The organism is Candidatus Hydrogenedens sp. (genome assembly GCA_035378955.1).
Classification (GTDB): Bacteria; Hydrogenedentota; Hydrogenedentia; order Hydrogenedentales; family Hydrogenedentaceae; genus Hydrogenedens.
On sequence record DAOSUS010000025.1, the window covers coordinates 1 to 20,624 of the forward strand.

The 20,624-nt window shown below is 33.2% G+C and carries 16 protein-coding genes and 1 other RNA gene; 8 read left to right on the forward strand and 9 right to left on the reverse strand.

Annotation, left to right across the window (positions count from 1 at the left end; all coding sequences use genetic code 11):
• Positions 1–108 precede the first annotated feature (108 nt).
• Positions 109–1,083 carry a hypothetical protein gene (locus tag PLA12_06910; GenBank protein HOQ32224.1) on the forward strand — a complete coding sequence of 325 codons (975 nt, stop codon included), beginning with the start codon at positions 109–111 and terminating at the stop codon, positions 1,081–1,083.
• A gap of 8 nt (positions 1,084–1,091) precedes the next feature.
• Here PLA12_06910 and PLA12_06915 read toward each other — a convergent pair whose 3' ends face one another.
• The 7 genes from PLA12_06915 to PLA12_06945 form a co-directional block, all read right to left on the reverse strand.
• The gene (locus PLA12_06915; GenBank protein ID HOQ32225.1) at positions 1,092–3,071 is read right to left on the reverse strand and encodes an alkaline phosphatase family protein; all 1,980 of its coding nucleotides are present in this window, start codon (positions 3,069–3,071) and stop codon (positions 1,092–1,094) included.
• A gap of 9 nt (positions 3,072–3,080) precedes the next feature.
• On the reverse strand, positions 3,081–3,428 hold the full coding sequence (locus PLA12_06920; protein ID HOQ32226.1) for a J domain-containing protein: 348 nt from the start codon (positions 3,426–3,428) through the stop codon (positions 3,081–3,083).
• Between the two features lie 39 nt (positions 3,429–3,467).
• A complete protein-coding gene (locus tag PLA12_06925; protein HOQ32227.1) occupies positions 3,468–3,974 on the reverse strand; it encodes a rhomboid family intramembrane serine protease in 507 nt (168 codons plus the stop codon).
• A gap of 238 nt (positions 3,975–4,212) precedes the next feature.
• Positions 4,213–5,322: a hypothetical protein gene (locus PLA12_06930; protein HOQ32228.1), complete on the reverse strand. Its 1,110-nt coding sequence runs from the start codon at positions 5,320–5,322 to the stop codon at positions 4,213–4,215.
• A gap of 11 nt (positions 5,323–5,333) precedes the next feature.
• A complete protein-coding gene (gene glgC / locus PLA12_06935; GenBank protein ID HOQ32229.1) occupies positions 5,334–6,551 on the reverse strand; it encodes a glucose-1-phosphate adenylyltransferase in 1,218 nt (405 codons plus the stop codon).
• Positions 6,552–6,560: 9 nt separating this feature from the next.
• Entirely contained in the window at positions 6,561–7,274 is a 714-nt protein-coding gene (locus PLA12_06940) for a Crp/Fnr family transcriptional regulator (GenBank protein ID HOQ32230.1), read from the reverse strand.
• A gap of 50 nt (positions 7,275–7,324) precedes the next feature.
• Positions 7,325–7,915 carry a superoxide dismutase gene (locus tag PLA12_06945; protein ID HOQ32231.1) on the reverse strand — a complete coding sequence of 197 codons (591 nt, stop codon included), beginning with the start codon at positions 7,913–7,915 and terminating at the stop codon, positions 7,325–7,327.
• A 143-nt stretch (positions 7,916–8,058) separates the two neighbouring features.
• Between PLA12_06945 and PLA12_06950 the strand changes: the two genes are divergently transcribed.
• The 3 genes from PLA12_06950 (at position 8,059) to PLA12_06960 (ending at position 11,251) form a co-directional block, all read left to right on the forward strand.
• Positions 8,059–9,285 carry a type II secretion system F family protein gene (locus PLA12_06950; GenBank protein HOQ32232.1) on the forward strand — a complete coding sequence of 409 codons (1,227 nt, stop codon included), beginning with the start codon at positions 8,059–8,061 and terminating at the stop codon, positions 9,283–9,285.
• A gap of 125 nt (positions 9,286–9,410) precedes the next feature.
• An RNA gene (gene rnpB / locus PLA12_06955) (RNase P RNA component class A) lies at positions 9,411–9,776 on the forward strand.
• A 107-nt stretch (positions 9,777–9,883) separates the two neighbouring features.
• Positions 9,884–11,251 (forward strand): TrpB-like pyridoxal phosphate-dependent enzyme, encoded by a 1,368-nt coding sequence (locus tag PLA12_06960; protein ID HOQ32233.1) that lies wholly within the window; start codon positions 9,884–9,886, stop codon positions 11,249–11,251.
• 23 nt (positions 11,252–11,274) lie between these two features.
• Here the strand turns inward: PLA12_06960 and PLA12_06965 are convergent, their stop codons facing one another.
• Both PLA12_06965 and PLA12_06970 read right to left on the reverse strand, forming a co-directional pair.
• Positions 11,275–12,633, reverse strand: coding sequence for an NCS2 family permease (locus PLA12_06965; GenBank protein HOQ32234.1), 1,359 nt, complete (start codon positions 12,631–12,633; stop codon positions 11,275–11,277).
• A 17-nt stretch (positions 12,634–12,650) separates the two neighbouring features.
• Positions 12,651–14,549 carry a hypothetical protein gene (locus tag PLA12_06970; protein HOQ32235.1) on the reverse strand — a complete coding sequence of 633 codons (1,899 nt, stop codon included), beginning with the start codon at positions 14,547–14,549 and terminating at the stop codon, positions 12,651–12,653.
• 64 nt (positions 14,550–14,613) lie between these two features.
• Here PLA12_06970 and PLA12_06975 point away from each other — a divergent pair, with 64 nt between their 5' ends.
• The 4 genes from PLA12_06975 to lgt all read left to right on the forward strand — a co-directional run bounded on the left by PLA12_06975 (position 14,614) and on the right by lgt (position 20,611).
• On the forward strand, positions 14,614–16,773 hold the full coding sequence (locus PLA12_06975; GenBank protein ID HOQ32236.1) for a hypothetical protein: 2,160 nt from the start codon (positions 14,614–14,616) through the stop codon (positions 16,771–16,773).
• Positions 16,774–16,873: 100 nt separating this feature from the next.
• Entirely contained in the window at positions 16,874–19,294 is a 2,421-nt protein-coding gene (locus PLA12_06980; protein ID HOQ32237.1) for a Tex-like N-terminal domain-containing protein, read from the forward strand.
• A 49-nt stretch (positions 19,295–19,343) separates the two neighbouring features.
• Positions 19,344–19,742, forward strand: a complete 399-nt coding sequence (locus tag PLA12_06985; protein ID HOQ32238.1) for a TraR/DksA C4-type zinc finger protein — start codon at positions 19,344–19,346, stop codon at positions 19,740–19,742.
• Positions 19,743–19,768: 26 nt separating this feature from the next.
• Positions 19,769–20,611 (forward strand): prolipoprotein diacylglyceryl transferase, encoded by an 843-nt coding sequence (gene lgt / locus PLA12_06990; protein ID HOQ32239.1) that lies wholly within the window; start codon positions 19,769–19,771, stop codon positions 20,609–20,611.
• Positions 20,612–20,624: the final 13 nt, after the last annotated feature.

Below are 20,624 nucleotides of genomic sequence, written 5' to 3' on the forward strand. Positions count from 1 at the left end.
TATATCTGTCATAATATTTACCTGTCTGTTAGTTTTTATATTCGATATTACTTTTTATAATAATTATATCATAGAGTTTTTACATCTTTAATATATTGGAGTAATCAAATGAATAAACGAATATCAAGAAGAAAGTTTGTTGCAGGTGTTTCTTTATCCCCTATTCTGGCAAATTCAGTCCTAAATCAAGATGATTCAATACCTCTGATTGAAGAACAAGGAGATTTATTAGAGGAACAAGATTATTTAAACACCGTTGAAGACCTCCCGAAAAATATGCCTATGGGTAAAATTAAACATCTTGAAGTTAGCCGATTAATTGCTGGTGGTAATCTAATTAGTGGAATATCTCATAGTAGAGATTTAATTTATGTTAGTGCGTTAATGAAAAACTACTTCACGGAACAAAAAATATTGCAAACATTACATTTATATGAGCAGGCAGGAATAAATACGGCTATATTGAGATTAGATGATAATACATTAAAAATTATCAGTCGCTATTGGAAAGAATATCATGGAAAGATACAATGGATTGCCCAGATAAAACCTAAAAAATCTAATCTTTTTGAGGATGCAGATATAGCAATTGATAACGGTGCAACTGGGGTATATATTCAAGGACAGATAGGAGATGATTTTGTAAAAAAAGGAGATACGAAGCTTTTGGGAAAAATAGTGGACCATATTCGAGATAAAGGTGTTGTAGGTGGGATTGGTGGTCATTCTATTGATGTTATTCTTGCATGTGAAAAAGAGGGTATTTATCCCGATTTTTATATGAAAACATTTCACTCTTTAGATTATTGGTCAGCCCAACCTGCTGAATATCACGATAACAAATGGGATATGAACCCAGATAAAACAAAGGATGTAATGAAAAATGTTAAAGTTCCATGGATAGCATTTAAAGTTCTTGCTGCAGGAGCTATCCCTCCTAAAAAAGGCTTTGATTTTGCATTTAAACATGGGGCTGATTTTATTTGTGTAGGAATGTTTGATTTTCAAGTCAAAGAAGATGCTACCATCGCTATACAAATGTATAACCGTAATAAAGACCGTTCCCGTAAATGGTTTGCTTAGTTATTATTTCAACCTTCAAGAATATTTTTACCCTGCAAATCTTGAGGGACATTTAAATTCAGATAGGATAAAATAGAAATGCCAATATCTTGAATATGGGGTGAATGGGTATTAATACCTTTGTTTGTTACCATCATTCCGGGGATTAATTTGTAATCGGTTGCTACATGGTCTCCACTCCATTTATCTAAATTATCTTCAAATATAGATTGAGGAGCAGAACCTTTGGCAGTTGCTTTAGTGGATTGGTACCCTTCATGATAGCCTAAGATTAAGTCCGGAGCATTTTCTACTTCATTTCCACTAAAATTTTCACAACTGTATACATTACTAATTACGGGGGCACTTGTTTGTGGGTCTTTTACACTTAATAATTTATTTCTTATTTCTTCTCTTAATGCTTTAACTTGTTCCTTTTTAACAATTCCATTTTTTTCTCGACCTTCCATATTTAGATATATAGAACCCAATCCTAAAGCATATGCTTTTGTTTTATTCCAATCATATCCTAAAAGAAAAGCCTGGTCATTGTAAGCAGTTTCTGGATTTGTCTGTCCTTCTACAACAAGGTATCCCTCCCGTATAAGCCATGTTCCCAGATTAAAACCTTTTCGATATGTATTAAATCCGTGGTCCGACATTACAATTAACCAATCTTCTTCCCGTATAGATTTTAGAGCATTACCAATAATTCTATCCATTATTCGATATGTTTCTTCAAGAGCCTCTCCATAGATTTTTGCTTTCTCGGCATTGTATTCAGGATGTTGATGGTCACGAAACCTCCAGAATAAATGGGCTACTCTATCAGTAGCCATCCACATAATCATTAATAATTTCCAATCGTCTTCTTTGTTTAGCTCGTCTAACATCAGTGTTTCATGCCATGCCATTGTTTTCCTTACATCGTCCATGAAAACATCTTCGGTCAAGACATCCTGACGCAAAGCATGTGTATCATAATTCCATCCGATGGTTTTATACAGTCCATACCTTTCTGCTAATTCTTGAGCATATTTAACGGGATGGGTAAAAGGTATATAAGGGTAACGCGGATGAAATTGTAAACAAGACATATAGATATTTACTTCTTCACTTATTTTTTTTACGAAGAATTTACTTATTGCCTTTACGGAATATTTTTCAGTTACAGGGAATTCCCATTCAATCCAATCAGACCAATTTCCTTGTTCTATCTGTAGGGTATTTTGGTTTGGTAAATTAATCGTTACCTTTTTTGATGGTTTATCTACTTTGAAACTAATATTTGCTTCTATAAATCCATTTTTGGGATTAATGGGATTACGAAGGGCAGGTAATTTTACCTCTGCAACGGAATCTTTAAAGTTTAGTTTAATTCTCATCCCACCAGAAATGCTTTGTTTTAATTCTTCATCTGTAAATCTATCTGAAAACACAAAAAATAAACTCTCTGTTCCTCTAATATCTGGCACACCTAAACCGCTTAACATTAAACTATTTTTTAATGTATCGGGGGGATACGAATAAGGCATATTTAGAATCTTACAACGAACTCCCTGTTCATCAGCAATTTTCCAAAAAGGAGTCCCTTTTCGATAGGTTTCAAAGTAAGGTTCTTTTTTGAGATTCCCTTGTTCATCAAATTCAGGAGCATGAACAGAACCTAATGCTAAACCCGGGAAATATGTTTTGGGGTCTCTACGAAGAAAATCATAAATGCCATGTTCTCCGGGATTCTTACATGTAGCGAAACTTGACCATGCAGTTGGAGATTGAGGAGGAATTGTAGATGTAAGGTTAAAAAAATCTCCCTGTTTCATTACTGTTTTAAGATTGGGTAATTGTTCTTTTTCTATCATACCCCTTACGATACGAGGTTCAACACCATCAAAACCAAGAAGAATAACTCTCCTTTTATTATTGTCGGCAAATAAACTCCTTGATTTTGTCATTAAACCTAAAGTAACTGCTGTTGAAAATATAAATTTTCTTCTACTTATTTTCATCAATCTATTTCATTTCCTTTTGTAAATCTTTTTTAACATTTCATACGCTTCATTTAATGCTTTCATGGTATCTTCATCACCACCGAGGTCAGGATGATGTATTTTTGCTTTTCTTCGATATGCTTTTTCTATTTCTTCCCAACTACTACTGGGAGAAATACCTAATAGACGATAGGATATTTCTATGTTTTGTGGATTTATATTGTTTTTTATATTTTTACTTTCACTATCTTTATAACCATCATAATCTCCACGAAATTCCTTAATTGTCCGTATAACAATAGGTAGTATCCCTGTAAAATTTAACAGGATGATAATTATAATAAACATCAAAAATTCTTGGAAACTCGGAAACATATAATAGAAACACCTTACTATATATAACGAAAATATCTGCTATATTACATCAAATTTACTCAAACCGAGTGCTTTTTTTATTTTATGTATAATCCCTAAGTAATCTGCGGAAATGTAAAGATAACCTATTCCCATACCCGCAAAATGTGTCAATACAGAGTATTGGGTTTCCCCTAAAGTATAAAATAAATTCATTAATATCACCAAAATAACGATTCCTCTCGCATTAATAGGAATAGGCAATGGGAACAGAATAAATTCTCGTTCGGGGTTAATATAAGCAAAGGCAATCAGAACTGCCATAATGCTGCCACTTGCACCTATAACAGGAGGTTGGAATCCTCGTATAATATAAGGGATAAAGTTTACCAATACAGAAATAACCCCACAAAATAAATAAAATGTGATAAATCTTTTTTTTGTAAAATATATTTCCACTTCAGGACCGAATACATAAAGCCATAACATATTAAAAAACAGATGCATTAAACTTGAATGGATAAACATATATGTAAAAGGCTGCCATAAAGCACCTTTCATAAACATTGGAACAGTAAAGCCTAACCAATAAAATATGTTGAAATAAGATAAAGATTGACTTATAAAGAAAGACTCATTAAATAGGGAGTTTGATATTGAGATCAATAACCCAATAATTAGTTGAATTACAAATACAGTAATATTGATTAATATAAGTGTTCGAACTCCAGATGTTATAGGAGGACGAAAATAACTTATATTTTCATAATAATAACTTTTTTGATAATAGGACATAATAAAATAATCAGTTTTTCTTATTCTCTGGTTTAATTTGTTGTGGATATAAGGGTGTTTTGTTCTTCTTACCTGAAAAGTTCTTAAAAGGAGATATTAAAGGATTCCTGTATTCTTTTTCAGGCGGATTATTCTTTGCTCTTTTTTGTTCTTCTATATCCTCTTTAATCTCTCCCGAATCAATCTGTGACAAAATATCTTTAACTACTGCACTATCCGGACGTATTTTTATAGCTTCTACAAGACATTCTTTCGCTTTTTTTAGTTCGTTTATGGCTAACCATGCTCTTCCTTCATTTACCCAAGTATAAAAAACTTCATCATCTGTTCGTGCATGTTTTCTGGCACTTTGCCATGCAATAGCAGATTTTTTCCCATCTATGGGTAAATCAAATTGTGCAGCTGCAAAAAAATTTAGTGCATAATCTTTCAACAATTCAAAATCATCTTGGCTTATCTTTGCTGCTTTTTCTGAATAATCCATTGCTTTTTTATAAATTTTTTCTTTACTCCAACCGGTTCTCTCTTGAATTTGATTTCTATAAATTATAAATATCTGTGCTGAATTATATAATATATTAGGTTCGCTCTCGCCATATTTTAATGCATTTTGCAAATGTTCCCAACCTCTATCATATTCACCTATATGAAAATAATGAAGGGCTAAATTATTATTTATACTTGCATCTTTTTCATTAAGTCTATATCCTTGTTCCCATAAACGAACAGAATTTATATAATCTTCTTTATAATCATATAAAAAAGAACCATAATCATCATATACCCTTATATTATTAGGGTATTTTGATAAACCTTCTTTATATATTTCTTCTACCGATAACATTATCTTTTCTATTACATCCTTTTCCTTTCGTTCTTTAAAATAATCTATTAAATTTAACAAATTATTTGCTTTTTTGAGAAAATCTTCAGGGGATTTGTATTCTTTATTTTTGTTTATCTCATTCTCTAAAAAAGTATCTATATCATCAAAGGTTGGTTTCACTGTTATTTCGGCAGTGTTAGGGACATCGGAATAAATTCGTAAAGAGAATCCATATACTCCAATTGCAAGTAAAATAAATATTACTTTATTTCTTTCACAAATATGTATTTTCATAAATAACCGTTTTATTCTGGTTTTTCGACTACTACAACACCTGTGGGTGTAAGACGATATTTTTTAGAATCTTCTTCAAGGTCATATCCAATAACTGTGTTATCTGGTATCTGAACATTTTTTTCGATAATAGCACGGCGTATTTTTGAATGCCGTCCTATGTTGCAGCCATCAAAAAGGATAGATTCTTCGACATAAGCATAACTATTTATACGGACATCTGTTGATAGGACACTTCTCTTAACCATACCTCCACTAATAATACATCCTGGACTTACAATAGAATCTAATGCTACACCGATACGGTGTCCAAAATCAGCAAAGACAAATTTTGCGGGAGGTCGAGATGGAACAACTGTTCTTATAGGCCATTCACGGTCATATAAATTAAACAAAGGGGTTACTTCGACTAAATCCATATTGGCTTCCCAGTAGCTATCTAATGTCCCAACATCTCGCCAATAGGGTATATCTTTTTTGTTTAAATCTTCAAAAGGATAAGCATACACATTGTTTTTCTCTATTAATCTTGGAATAATGTTTTTTCCGAAATCATGGTCGGAATTGACTTTTTCAGCATCTTCTTTTACAGCATTGGTAAGCAAATCTCTATTAAATACATATATCCCCATTGAAGCAAGGCACTTATCGGGTTTATCAGGTATTGGTTTTGGATTGTTTGGTTTTTCCTCAAATCCGATAATTTTATTGTTTCTGTCTATTTGCATAATTCCGAAACGATTACCTTCTTCAATTGGAACTTCAAGGGCAGATATAGTTAACTCTGCTTCTCTTTCCAGGTGGTAACGAATCATTTTTTGATAGTCCATTTTATAAATATGGTCTCCTGCCAAAACAAGAACTATCTTGGGGTCTTCCTGGTCTATGGAATATAAATTTTGATAAATAGCATCTGCTGTTCCACGATACCAGCTGTCATTTATTCGCATTTGTGGTGGGATAATATCTATAAATTCTCCTAATTCTCTATGGACGATATTCCATGCATTTCTTATATGTCTTGAAAGAGAATTTGATTTGTATTGAACAAGAACCTGAATTCTTCTGCAGTTTGAGTTAATACAATTAGAAAGTGTAAAGTCCACAATTCTATAAATACCCCCAAACGGAACTGCAGGTTTGGCTCTATTTTTTGTCAGAGGATGTAACCTTTCTCCAGCTCCTCCGGCAAGCAATACAGCGAGTACATCTTTCATTGATACTTCCATAACTACTCCTTAGTGATTTCCTTTTATTGTATTATTTTTTTCTATCCAATTCTCAAAATTTATTTGATTTTTTATTATTATACTACCCTTTTTCTTCTCAATAAATCCTTCTTTTTCTAAAATCTTTAAACAAACGGTGATGGTTTCTCTACGAATGCCTAATAAGTTAGCCAATTCTTGATGAGTAATAACTAACTTTTTAGTCGGGTTTATTTCCCTTTTTATTTCTCTAATTATTTTCCTTGCTACTCGATTGATAGCACTATAGAAAACACTATCTGCAAATGTTTCTTCATATTCTTTAGCTCTCTCTAATAATTTTTTTTCATAAAGTTTTGCAAATATATGATTTTCTTCTTTTCCTTTTAAGAATTCCATAAGAGGCATTAGCCAGACCTCTGATTTTGTAATTGCTTCTGCATATTCCTCCCTTTGTTTTTTGCTTAATAACGCTTCATCTCCAAATATATCTCCTGTTATTACATGTCTAAAAGTAACTACTTTCCCGTTTTCACTAACTCTCGTAATACGAATTTTCCCTTTATGGACGATATAGACATGTGTAATTTTTTCTTTCGGGAAATAAATAATCTGATTTTTGTCGTATGTTCTTAAATGAATTTTCCTTTTTATATTTTCTTTAAATTCGTTTGATAAATGAGAAAAGAAACTATCGTTTTCAATTATCTTATCAAACTCTTTTCTCTCATTTAGGTTTTGCATAATATCCTTATTATTTTCATACTTACAACTCGTAATACGACAGAAAATCTCTATTGATTTATCGCTTTTATAAAGTTTTCTTCTACAAATACCCAATTAATTAAATTATCAAGAAGATTTTTGACATATTTAGCTCTGTCGTTTCTCACATCAATATAATAAGCATGTTCCCACACATCTATTGTAAACAGGGCAATTTGATTATATTTCATGGGTAAATCGGCATTGCTTGTTTGTGTTATTTTTAACGAACCAGCATCATACACCAGCCATGCCCAACCTGAACCGAATAAGGAAACAGCGGATTGATGTAATGTTTGTATCATTTTTTCTACAGTCCCAAAATTTTTTTCAATTTCTTGTATTAATGCACTGCTTGGTTCTGTTTTTTGGGGGCTTAAACAGTTCCAATAAAATGTATGATTCCACACCTGCGCTGAATTATTAAATACAGGACCCTCTGAATTCATAATAATTTCTTCTAAACTTTTTTCTTTTAGTGGGGAATTTTCTAATAACCTGTTTAGGTTATTTACATAAGCCTGATGATGCTTACCATAATGGTAATTAATGGTTTCTAAACTGATATAAGGTTCTAATGCAGTAGGTTCAAAAGGAAGTTGGGGAAGTGATATACTCATTTTTATGCTCCTTTTTAAAATTAAAAGTTGATATAATTTTTCATTATTTATTGTATAATACTATTATTAATGAGATGGTTATAAAAAATCAATTATGCGTTTTGAAATAGAAAAAAATTAAAATATGTTTTAAGGAGGAAAATATGGCTGTATTTAGTTATGTAGCAAGAGATACCAAAGGCACCAAGCAAAGAGGGACAATTAACGCAGAGAGTAGACAAAATGCCCTCCAACAACTTCAATTGAGGGGATTAGCCGTAGATAAGTTGGTTGAAGAGGAGAAAAAGATTTTGGGCTTTTCCTTAGGAGGTGGAGCCAAATTAAAAAGAGTAAAAACAGCAGACTTGCTTGTCTTTACCCGCCAATTATCTACAATTGTTAGTGCAGGATTACCTCTTTTGCAAGGGCTTGATATTTTAGCTGATCAAACAGAGGATCCGAATTTTGCAGTTGTTATAGATTCCGTTGCACAAGATGTGGAGGCAGGTGAAACATTTTCAGATGCTTTACGTAAATATCCCAGGGCTTTTCCAGATTTATATGTCAGTATGGTTCGCGCCGGTGAAGCAGGCGGAGATTTAGATGGTGTCTTGATGCAACTCGCAGATTATTTAGAAGCATCTGAAGATTTAAAACGGAGAATTCGTTCTGCAATGACATACCCTGTTGTTGCTTTTAGCATGATAATTTTAATAGCAACAGGATTGATTATTTTTGTTGTTCCTCAATTTGCAGAGATTTTCGGAAGTTTTGGTAAAAAATTACCTGCACCTACACAGTTTCTAATTAATTTAAGTCATGCATTAAGGACACCGTATGCATGGTTTATTATAATAGGTTCCATTGTTGGAATAGTTGCCTTCCTTCGTATTTACAGTTCAACTGAAATAGGGCGATACAATCTTGACCAGATAAAATTAAGATTACCTGTATTCGGAGATTTAATCCGAAAGGTATCCATAAGTCGATTTACAAGAACATTGAGTACCCTCATAAGAAGTGGTGTGCCTATTTTACAAGCATTGGAAATTGTAGAGAGGACAGCGGGAAATGAAGTATTTGCCCGTGCAGTTCGCCAGTCGGGTGAAAGTGTTCGAAATGGTGAAGCACTATCTGAACCTTTAGGTCGTTCAGGAGTTTTTCCTCCTATGGTAACTCGAATGATTGCTGTAGGCGAAAAAACGGGTGAGTTAGAGTCTATGTTAAAGAAAATATCTGACTTCTATGATTCAGAAGTTCATGCTAAAGTAGATGGGTTAACAAGTCTTATTGAACCCCTGCTTATTGGTTTGATGGGTATTGTAGTAGGTTCTATTATTGTTGCCCTGTTCTTACCGATTCTGCAGCTATCCAGCCTTGTTCAGGTATAAAAGCCAAATATTGATATAGAAATTGTTTAATATACTATTTTTGTTCTTTGTATAAATCTCTATATTTACTTTCGTTATTTATTTTGGCTAATAAGGAAATTATATTGTAAAATTTTAATACTCTGAGAGTAATCTGGACGGTCGCGGCAGAAATGTCGAGGAAAGTCCGGACTCCACAGGGCACAGTGCTTCGTAACACGAAGGCGGGGCGACCCGACGGAAAGTGGAACAGAAAAGACACAGCCTAAATAGTTATCTTTGATAGCTATCGGCAATGGTGAAAAGGTGCGGTAAGAGCGCACCAGCATCATGGTGACATGATGGCTTGCTAAACCCCACTGGGAGCAATTCCAAATAGGGGAACAATAGCGTGTGCCCGCGCTGTTCCCGGGTAGGAAGCTTGAGGTATAGGGCGACCTATATCCCAGAGGAATGACCGTCTCGAAGGGTTTCCCTTTAGACAGAATCCGGCTTATAGGATTACTCTCAGAGTAGTATTTTATCTTAATTAGATTTTTGATTTTTGTTTTTTGTATTATTTTACATCTAATCAAATATTAACTAAATGTAAAATTTAATTTTCTATGAGGGAAAGGTTATGAAAGATTACTACTACAACATACTTTTAGACCCTGCAAAACTTCCTGACGCATGGTATAACATAAACCCTGATTTACCTTCTCCCCTACCTCCTCCTCTTCATCCCGCAACACAACAACCTATTAATCCTTCGGATTTACAGGCTATTTTCCCAAATGCTTTGATAGAGCAGGAAGTTTCTACTCAACAATTTATTTCTATTCCTGGAGCCATAATGGACATTTATCGTTTATGGAGACCCACTCCGTTACGAAGAGCCTATCGTTTAGAAAAAGCATTAGGAACACCTGCAAAGATATTTTATAAAAATGAAAGTGTAAGTCCTTCGGGTAGTCATAAATTAAATACAGCCGTTGCTCAGGCTTATTATAATCAGCAAGAAGGAATTCATGGACTTACAACAGAAACAGGTGCTGGACAATGGGGAACTGCTTTATCTATCGCATGTAGCATGTTTGATATGACCTGTATCGTATATATGGTTAAGATTAGTTTCCAACAGAAACCTTATCGTAGAACATTAATGCAAAGTTATGGTGGAAAAGTTATTGCGAGTCCGAGTGACACAACTGACTTTGGAAAAGAAATTCTTAAACAGTATCCTGACAGTACTGGAAGTTTAGGGATTGCCATTTCTGAAGCAATAGAAGTAGCTGTAAAAAGCGAAGGGAAAATGAAATATACATTAGGAAGTGTTTTAAATCATGTTTTATTACATCAGACAATTATTGGTGAAGAAGCAAAACTTCAAATGGACAGTGTTGGAGAATATCCTGATATTGTTATAGGTTGTGTTGGTGGGGGTTCCAATTTTGCTGGACTTGCTTTTCCTTATGTACACGATGTATTGAAGAAAGGCAAAAAGATTAAATTCTTAGCTGTTGAACCTGCTGCATGCCCAACAATGACCCGTGGTCTTTATGCCTATGATTTTGGTGATACTGCCGGTATGACACCTCTATTAAAACAATACACATTGGGACATAATTTTATGCCACCCGGAATTCATGCAGGTGGATTAAGATATCATGGTGTGGCGGCACAACTTGCCCATCTAATACGCCATGATATTGTTGATCCTGTAGCAGTTCTTCAGAATCCTGTATTCGAAGCAAATATGCTATTCGCTAAATGTGAAGGTATTATTCCGGCTCCGGAAAGTGGGCATGCTATTCGCGTTGCCATTGATGAAGCTTTAAAATGCAAAGAAACAGGTGAAAGCAAGACCATTTTGTTTAATCTCAGTGGACATGGTCATTTTGATATGACTGCATACGAAGCCTATATAAATAAGAATCTGCCTGATTATGAACTGAGTGAGGATATATTAAAATCTGGTTTTGCAAGTATTCCAAAAGTAGAATAGCCAATTTAGAGACTGATTATATTTTATTTTAAGAAAATGTATCTCAATAAAAATGCGATAGCAATGGGATACATCCATATATTGATTTCACGGTGTTTCCCGAGTAGACATTTTATAACAACATAAGAAATACAACTAATACTTATTCCCTCTGTTATTCCATAGCCAAATGCCATAAATATAATGGTCAAAAAAGCGGGAAAACCTTCTGAAATATTCTCCCATAAAATTCTTTTAACACTGCCCATCATTAAAAAGCCAATAACTATTAGGGCAGGAGCTACAGTGGGATACATACTAAAATTAATCCCTTTCATTCCAATTTGCTCGTAGTATTCAGGTCCCGCATTATAGCCTAATATTGATAGAAAGGGGATAAGTGGTATCGTTATAAAAAAACAAATACCTGTAATAATAGAAGCCAAACCTGTTCTTGCTCCGACAGCAACTCCAGAAGCACTTTCCACATAACTTGTTACTGTTGATGTTCCACATAGTGCTCCAATACATGTTGCTAATGCATCTGATAGAAAGGCACCACCGGCTCTGGGTAATTTTCCCTCTTTAATAAAACCGGCTGTAGTTCCTACACCAACCAAAGTACCTACAGTATCAAATAAATCAAGAAAGAAAAAAATCAAAATCGCCGGAATAGCATCATGCCATCTATCTACTAAAGAATAAAAGTCCAATTGAAAAAATGTAGAAAAGGAGTAATGAAACTCGGGTTTAGTTATAGGAATAATACCTAACAACAAATAAGCAACCGATGAGAAGGATATTCCAACTAATATAGCACCTGTAAATCGGATATTTTGTAAAAAGAGAATTATAAATAAAGAAAAAATCGTTACTAATGGTATAGCCGTTTTTAAATTTCCGACGGATACCATTGTTCCTTGATTTACAACAATGAGTCCCGCCCATTGTAATCCTACAAATGTAATTAATAGACCAATACCTGCGGGTATAGCATTTTTTAAGCAATCTGGAAAGATTTCTATTATTTTTTCTCTTGTTTTAAATAGCGATAGGAAAACAAACAAAAGACCAGATATAAATACAATTGCTAAAGAAGATTGCCATGTAAATTTCATTCCAAGACACAAGGTAAATGTGAATAAGAAATTTTCTCCCATCCCTGGTGCTAATGCGAATGGATAATTTGCCAAAAACGCCATAAGAAAGCAGGCAATAGCGGAGGATATACAGGTAGCAAGGATAACAGAATTATAGTCCATTCCTGCAATTGATAATATTGCGGGTTGAACAAATACGATATAACTCATTGTGCAAAAAGTTGTAATTCCACCAATAATCTCTTTTTTTATGGTTGTTTCTTCCTCTTTTAACCTAAATATACGATTTAATAAAGGATACATGGATTCCACTTTCCTTTTTATTTTGAATCTATCCCAACTAATATTCTACTTACAATAATAACAAAATTTTCATCATTGGGCTCCCAACTGCGGGGTTCTTTGTTATATATTATTAAAACTTTATCCGTTTTTTCGCTTTTATTATGACGAATAGGAGCAAAAATGAACGATTCTGCTTCTAACGATTTTGTCCACAAATTAGAACGATAATCTTGTTGTGCAGACCTGATAGTCAATATCTCAGACCATTCAAGAGTTTCTACAATAAACTTGCAATTATGAATATGACTTTTTTCTTCTTGAACAACTATATAAATAGGTAACAAAATATCTTTTTCAATATCTACCTTCCAAATACCTGCATTTTCTGTTTTTAATGTGTTTTTGACTATGTCTAAAATATCTTTGATTTTTTCTTCGCAGGTTTTGTCCTTGTCATTGGAAATCAAAATAATGTCTCTTAATGCAATAACAAACCCCTGTATTTTTGCTTTTTCTTTTGTATCTATTTCTAACTTTTTTGAGTAATATTGATTTAAGGACTCAATTTGCCTTTGCAGTCTAATATTTTCTCTATACAAACTATTCACCGTTTCAATGGGAATACCTCCTTTCCCTTCTTCCGAAAAAATAAAGACATTTTTATCTTTCTCTGTATTAAATTCTCCTCCTGTTATGTCTGTTTTATCTTTATTTATTTCTGCCGTCCAAAACTTCCAAAAGTATAAAATGGAGTATATTTTATTCATTAATGTTTCAAATTCAACTATCCAGAAATGTATAGGTGATTCTTGCCCTTCAACCTTGGGATTCTCTAACCAAAAGAATATTTCTTTAATAGGATTTGTTAATACATATCCCAAAAGAACCGCTATAAGAACAACTATTAAAAGGCTTATTGCAAACAGGATAATAATATTCCTGTCTGTATTCATTATTTCTGTGCTTTGAGGAATATCAAAAACACATACCAATGGGATGTTATACATAAATAAATATTTTTGAACTACGAGCATACCGTTGGTTGTTTTTTGGAAATAAGGATTTTCTCTTTCCTTTTTTAATAAAATATTTTTTATTTCTTCGGGAAGATTTTGGAGAGATGATGACCTAACAATATCCCGATTTGAAACACTTTCCATTCCCAATTTACAAATAATATATTTGTCATTAAGAATATATGTGTATACAGAATAATCTCTGTAGATATCTGATATAATGTTCTGTAACCACGACCAGTCTATTTCCCATGATATTACTGAAAATGGAGAATCTTCATAACCAACAGCCATAGCCAATCGGGAATTTATAGAAGGTCCAATTTCTTGGATTTCAGGTTGTGTAAACCATATTTTAGGTATGCCTTCTCTATTTTGGGCATTTTGTTGTAAACATAGGGCAACGGATTCTTTATACCAGTCACTATTTGTCATACTCTGGTCTGGAGATACTTCTTCTATTTCTTCATCTAATAATTGTGTTCCGTCTTCCGTCCATGTAGCTACTTTTTTTATGAACCCTTTACTACTACCGGAAGTAAGAGATATCGTTTTCCAACCAGAAGATATAGGAACTATTTTATATTCAAACTTGTTGGGTAATACTAACTCAAAAGATTTTATAAATCGATTTTTTTGTAATATTGTTGCAAAAAAGAGATTTAATAATATCCTGTCTGTAGTGTTTATTGTTTTCCTGGAAAGAGATGTTCTAAGGGTCTCTATAATATCACATAACTGTTCATCAGATTTTTCTATCCTCTCCAGAGATAGTTTATAATTGCTTTCTGTAATTGAATTAAAACTTACAGATTTATAAAAAATAACCTCTTTTTTCCATGATAAAATAAATGCGATACTAACAAATAAAAAACAAATCAAAAAAATTACAACTATAATACTTTTTATACGAACCATAAATATTGCCCTACATTAATTATGTATATATTAAAGAAAATTTAATACGAAAGGAAAATATAATATGTTTACACTTTTATTGTTATCATTATGTTTTTTTCATCAAACCCAAGAAAAACCTATTGAGAATACAATAATAACAAAAGAACCATTTATGAATTTTAATACTTGTTTTCAAACTTCTCAAGGTTTTGACCCTTTAATGGATATAGCATCCGATGTAGCCATTGTATATGGAACAACCCATAAGCTTTCGGAGGAATTAATAAGTTGGAGAGAACAAGGGTATCGGACTGCTTATATGACCGGTATTTCATGGGGCAATTACGATAGTTATTACCAGACAGAAAACGGATTAAAAAAGGAAGAAATACAAACAGATAAAACGGGCAAATTATGGATGCATGGGCATAGTGATACTGTTGGTTATAATGTGCCTACACCGGGTTATGTTGAATATATTAAAAGTATATTAATACCTCCTTTAGAAAATCGCGTAGAAAGTATATATTTAGAAGAACCTGAATTTTGGGCAGTGACAGGATGGAGTAAAGCATTTAAACAACTCTGGGAAAAATATTATAGTGAGCCATGGTCTCCACCCAATCAATCTATCGAAACACAGTATAAAGCGAGTTTATTAAAATATAAGTTATATACAGACGCATTAACGGAAGTTTTTAAATTTGTAAAAGAATATGCTCAAAAAAACAATTTTCAAGTTGGCTGTTATGTTCCAACACACTCATTAATTAACTATGCCCAATGGAGAATTGTAAGTCCAGAGTCCCAATTAACAAAAATAGAACATTGCGATGGCATAATTGCTCAGGTATGGACAGGGACAGCACGCTCCAAGCATCATTATCAAGGAATTTCCAGAGAAAGAACTTTTGAAACAGCCTATTTAGAATATGCACAAATGGTTGGAATGGTGCTACCTGCTCAAAAACATCTTATCTTTCTTGCAGACCCTATTGAGGACAATCCGAACTATGACTGGCATGATTATAAATATAATTATGAATGTACTGTATTGGCTTCATTATTCTTTCCGGAAGTTTCTACATTTGAAGTTATGCCATGGCCTGAAAGAATTTTTAAAGGGAAATATTCAAAATCCAAAGAAGAAAAGGATATTAAAATAAATATTATTCCGGAATTTGCTACAGAACTTCTTGCGGTAATAAATACATTAAACGATATGAAACAGGAAGAAGTTGAATGGATTTCCGGTATTTACCCTATAGGTGTAATGGTATCAGATACTTTGATGTTTCAACGAGCAGAACCCTATCCAAGTCATCCTAATCTGAATTGCTTCTATGGAATAGCAACTCCCTTTATAAAAAATGGCGTTCCTTTAAAAATTATACAAATGGAGCACTTGACAGATTACCAACCTCTAAAAGATATAAAAATCTTATTATTATCATACGAAGGGCAAAAACCGTTAAACAAAGAATACCATAATGTTATTAAAGATTGGGTGAATAATGGTGGAAGTTTGCTTATTATTGATGATAATACAGACCAATATAACGCACTTAATAATTGGTGGAAAAGTGAAGGATGTAATTCTCCCCTGGAACATTTAATCAAAACACTGTTGGGGAATAAAGAACCTGATGACAATATAACACAGGTTGGCAAAGGATATATATGGTGGGTAAAACGCAGTCCATCCGCATTAAGTCTTGACAAAGAAGGTGCTAATCAATTATTAAATTGGGTTAAAGAATTGTCTAATAAATCAGGAATAAATATTGAATATAAGAATTACCTTCATCTCAAAAGAGGTCCTTATCATATTTGTTCTGTTCAGGATGAATCTATTAACGGTTCACCTTATAAAATACAGGGAAGATTTATTAATCTTTTTAATCCCGAATTGAAAGTGGAAGAAGATGTTTTATTAAATCCCTCGAATCGTGCTTTACTATTAGACCTCAATTCAGGCCAATTAAAGAAAGAAAAACTTTCCATAATTGCTTCTGCTGGTAGAATACGGGATAAGAAAATAGAAGGAAATCGTTTCCTTTTTACAACACGGGGGCCATTAGGAATACCTGGAAAAGTTGTTATTTTATGTAATAAACAGCCTGAAAAAATTGCAAATTTAGAGGCACTTGACTTTCAACTACAATACGATAGTAAAAATCAATTACTTTATATTCATTTCACCCATCATGGTAAGGATATTCATTTTGAGATTGACTTGTAATGATTGATAGTATATATATCTTAATTTTGAATTTTTAACAAATGTTTATATTTTAACTTTGTCATATTTTGGGCAAAATGAATTGAAGGTGTAAGAGACTATGCTAACACAAGAACAAATTACCAAATTTACAGAAAAAATTCGTTTTAATCCTCAAAAAATTGAAACTCTTATAAACCTGATTAACAAAGGGAATCATTTAGAATATATATATCACTATCACCGAGATGAAATAGGGATAGACAATTGGGGATTCCTTGTCCATATTATTGATGAATATAGAAAGTTTTCAGAAATTGAAAGTAAGAAAGAGAGTGTATTAACACAATTAGAAAAGAATGAACTTTTAACTGATGAATTGAAGCAAATCATTTCTGATACATCCGATACAGCCTTATTAGATGATTTACTTCTCCCCTTAAAGAAAAAAAATCGCAGTCGCTCCCAAAAACCCATACAGCAGGGGTTGCAGGAATTAGCGGATTTTATATGGCAACAATTACCCGTAAATCAACCTATAGAAGTAACTGCGGAAGCATTTGTCGAATCATCAAAATTGTCTATTACTCCTCAGGAAGCAATTGAGGGTGCTTTAATTATTCTTGCGGAACGGATTGAACAAGATTACAAGGCAAGAACGATTGTTAAAGAAATGTTCTGGAAGAAAGGGCTTTTAGTTTCGACATCAACAAAAACAGCCCAAAGTCAGAAAACACAATTTGAAGCCTTCTATAATTATTCTGAGCCTATTCGTAAAATTAGTTCTATCCGTTTTCTTCAAATTTTAAGGGGAATGCGATTGGGCTTCTTAAAAGTTAGTCTTGAAATTGATGAAAACGAAGCCATTGAAGAATTATCCAAAATATATGTTAAAGATAGTGGGAGTGTGTTTGAACCTTTTATCCGTTTGAGCATTCAAGATGCCTTTCGTAAGCAATTAAAAACGGTTTGTGAGAATAGGGTTTTTACAGAATTAAAGGATAATATAGAACAACAATTCGTGTCTGAGTTACGCGATGATTTAATAGACATATTAATGTTTCCTCCGGCAAATCTGGAGACTGTCATATCTATTATTCCTGGAATTGAGGAAGAATGGGCAGTATGTGTTGTAGACCGCGATGGAAATTTGCTGGAATCTTCCCATATCTCTCCAATGGCTCCCAAAAATGAAATTAAAGAAGCACAGGATATTATCAAATCCTATATTGAAAGATATAAATCGAGACATATTGTAATAGGAAATGGAGCAGGTGTTGAAGAAGCCGTTCAATTCGTTGGAGAATTAGCCTCACAATATACAAACCCGCGTGTGCGTTTTGTAACATTTGAACAAAGATTTGCACAAAGTTTTGCTCGTTCCAAAATAGCAGAAATTGATTTGCCCAATCTTTCGGAAAAAATACGGGAAGCATATTATCTTGCACGCTATTTTAATTCTCCACTTAAAGAACTTATAAAGTTAAATCTTTTGAGTTTGCCTGAGGGTATCCTCCACCGGGAAATAAATGAGAGGAAGTTCACTGCAGTTGCCCATCAAGTAATAGAACATTGTATTAATAGTATCGGTATTGATATTAATCAAGCCAGTATTAATGAATTGCGGCATATCGCAGGGCTAAAACATAATATTGCAGAAAACATCGTTGAATATAGAACCGCCAAAGGAGGATTTAAAAACCGTAAAGAACTCCTTGAAGTCCCTGGTATAAATGAATCTGTATTTCAGCAATGTGCTGGTTTTCTTTATATAAAAAATGGAGATAATCCCTTAGACCAGACTCGTATACATCCTCAATGGTATGAACACATTGAAACTACAGCACAAGAATTGAATATTGAGATTTCCTCTTTATTCCGTTCTTTTAGAAGTGCACGAACATTAATAAGACGGCTTGAAGAAAAAAAGATATTCGGGAAACATACCCTAAAGACGATTTTAAAAGAGTTAAAGTCACCGGCTCGTGACCCAAGAGGATATTTTATATTCCCCAGGTATACTGATGGGATTTATCGTGTATCTGATTTGAAGGTAGGAATGCAGACAGAAGGGATTATTAAGAAAATTTTAAATAATTTGATTATTGTAGATATTGGAATTCCTATTGATGCAATTATTCATTTAAGAAACAACCCTTCTTTAACAAAAACACTAAAAAGAAACTTGCTGGATAAACGAATTGGAGATTTCATAAAGGTCAATATAGAATCCATAGATTTTGACAATCAAAAAGTAATTCTAATACCTTATTTTCCACCTAAAAAAGAGAAAAAAGAAGAGGATAAAAAAGAGAGAAAGGAAAAATCTTTTTCATCTCAAAAGCAAAATACTACAAAAGTAACCGATTCCAAAGAATCGGCAAGTAGTGACAAACCTAAGTTTGAAAGAAAGTTTTCAAAATTTCAAAAACCTAATGTAGAAAAAGAAAGTAAAAAATCGTCATCTATTTTAGAAAACCAATTGTTAAATACTCAGTTAGCAGACCAATTAGCAATACTCAAAGATAAATTACAATCTTGAACCTAATAAAGGAATTGTAAAAATCTGATTATTAAAAAGGAGTAACTTGATGAAGAAAAAAAATGTTACCTCAAAAGGTATAAATAAAAAAGATTACAAATACTTTGAAACATTGCTATTGGCAGAGAGAAAAAAAGTTATTCAGAATTTAACAAATCTGGATACGAGTGATTTGGTAGAAGAAAATTCAGGACCTGGGGAAGATATATCTGATTATGCGGAAACAGGTACCGATGCTTTTGATATACAAATTGCTCTCTCTCTGGCAAGCGGGGAATCTCAACAATTACAAGAAATTGATGACGCAATAGAAAGAATTAGAAATAAAACCTATGGTATATGTGAAATGTGTAAAGAGCCTATCCCACGAAAAAGATTAGAGGCTATTCCTCATGCTCGCTTTTGTGTGCAATGTCAAAGTGAGTATGAAAAACAGCAAGAATCATAATACTAACATACTATTGTCATTACATTATGTATCCCACAATTATAGAATTTGGTTGGCTTAAAATACACAGTTATGGTTTATGTATTGCCATAGCCTTTTTATTATCACTCCATCTCACACAACGCGATGCACGCAAACGAGGAATTGACCCGGAAATTATCCAGAGTGAAGCTATATTTGCTCTTCTTGCCGGTATCATAGGTGCTCGTGTTTTCCATATTATCATGTTTCCTTATGAATACTCCATTACCAATCCTATTGGGTGGATTGCTATATGGCAGGGTGGACTTGTTTTTCAAGGTGCTCTCCCCTTTGCCTTTGGTTATGTTTTTTGGGCTATGCGTCGAAGAAAAGTTTCTTTCCTATTAATATCGGATTGTGCCGTTCCTTACTTAGCATTAGGACAAGGAATAGGTAGGATAGGATGTTTTTTCAATGGTTGCTGTTATGGGAAACCTTCCAATCTTCCCTTTGCTATTTCTTTCCCAGAAGGTTGCCCTGTTTACCAGTCTTATCCTGGAAACAATGGATGGTCTCTTCCTGTTCATCCAACACAATTGTATGCTGTAGTAGGTCTCGTTTTTCTTTGTGTTGTATTGATATATCTTCGTGATGAATGGAATCCATTTACAGGTTTTACCATTCCCTCATATTTATTTTTACATGGATTACTTCGATTCATCAATGAATTTTTCCGTGGCGACCATAACTCTACTGTTTTAGGTTTTGGTGTTTTAAGCGACCAACAAATGTTTTGCATTCTGGAAATTTTACTGGGAATTTTCCTCTTCTGGTTATTACGGACCTATCACAAAATTCAACAAACTTCTGCAGAAATTCAACAAAGTTCCAAGAAAAAGAAAAAATAATCTATTCCCTATC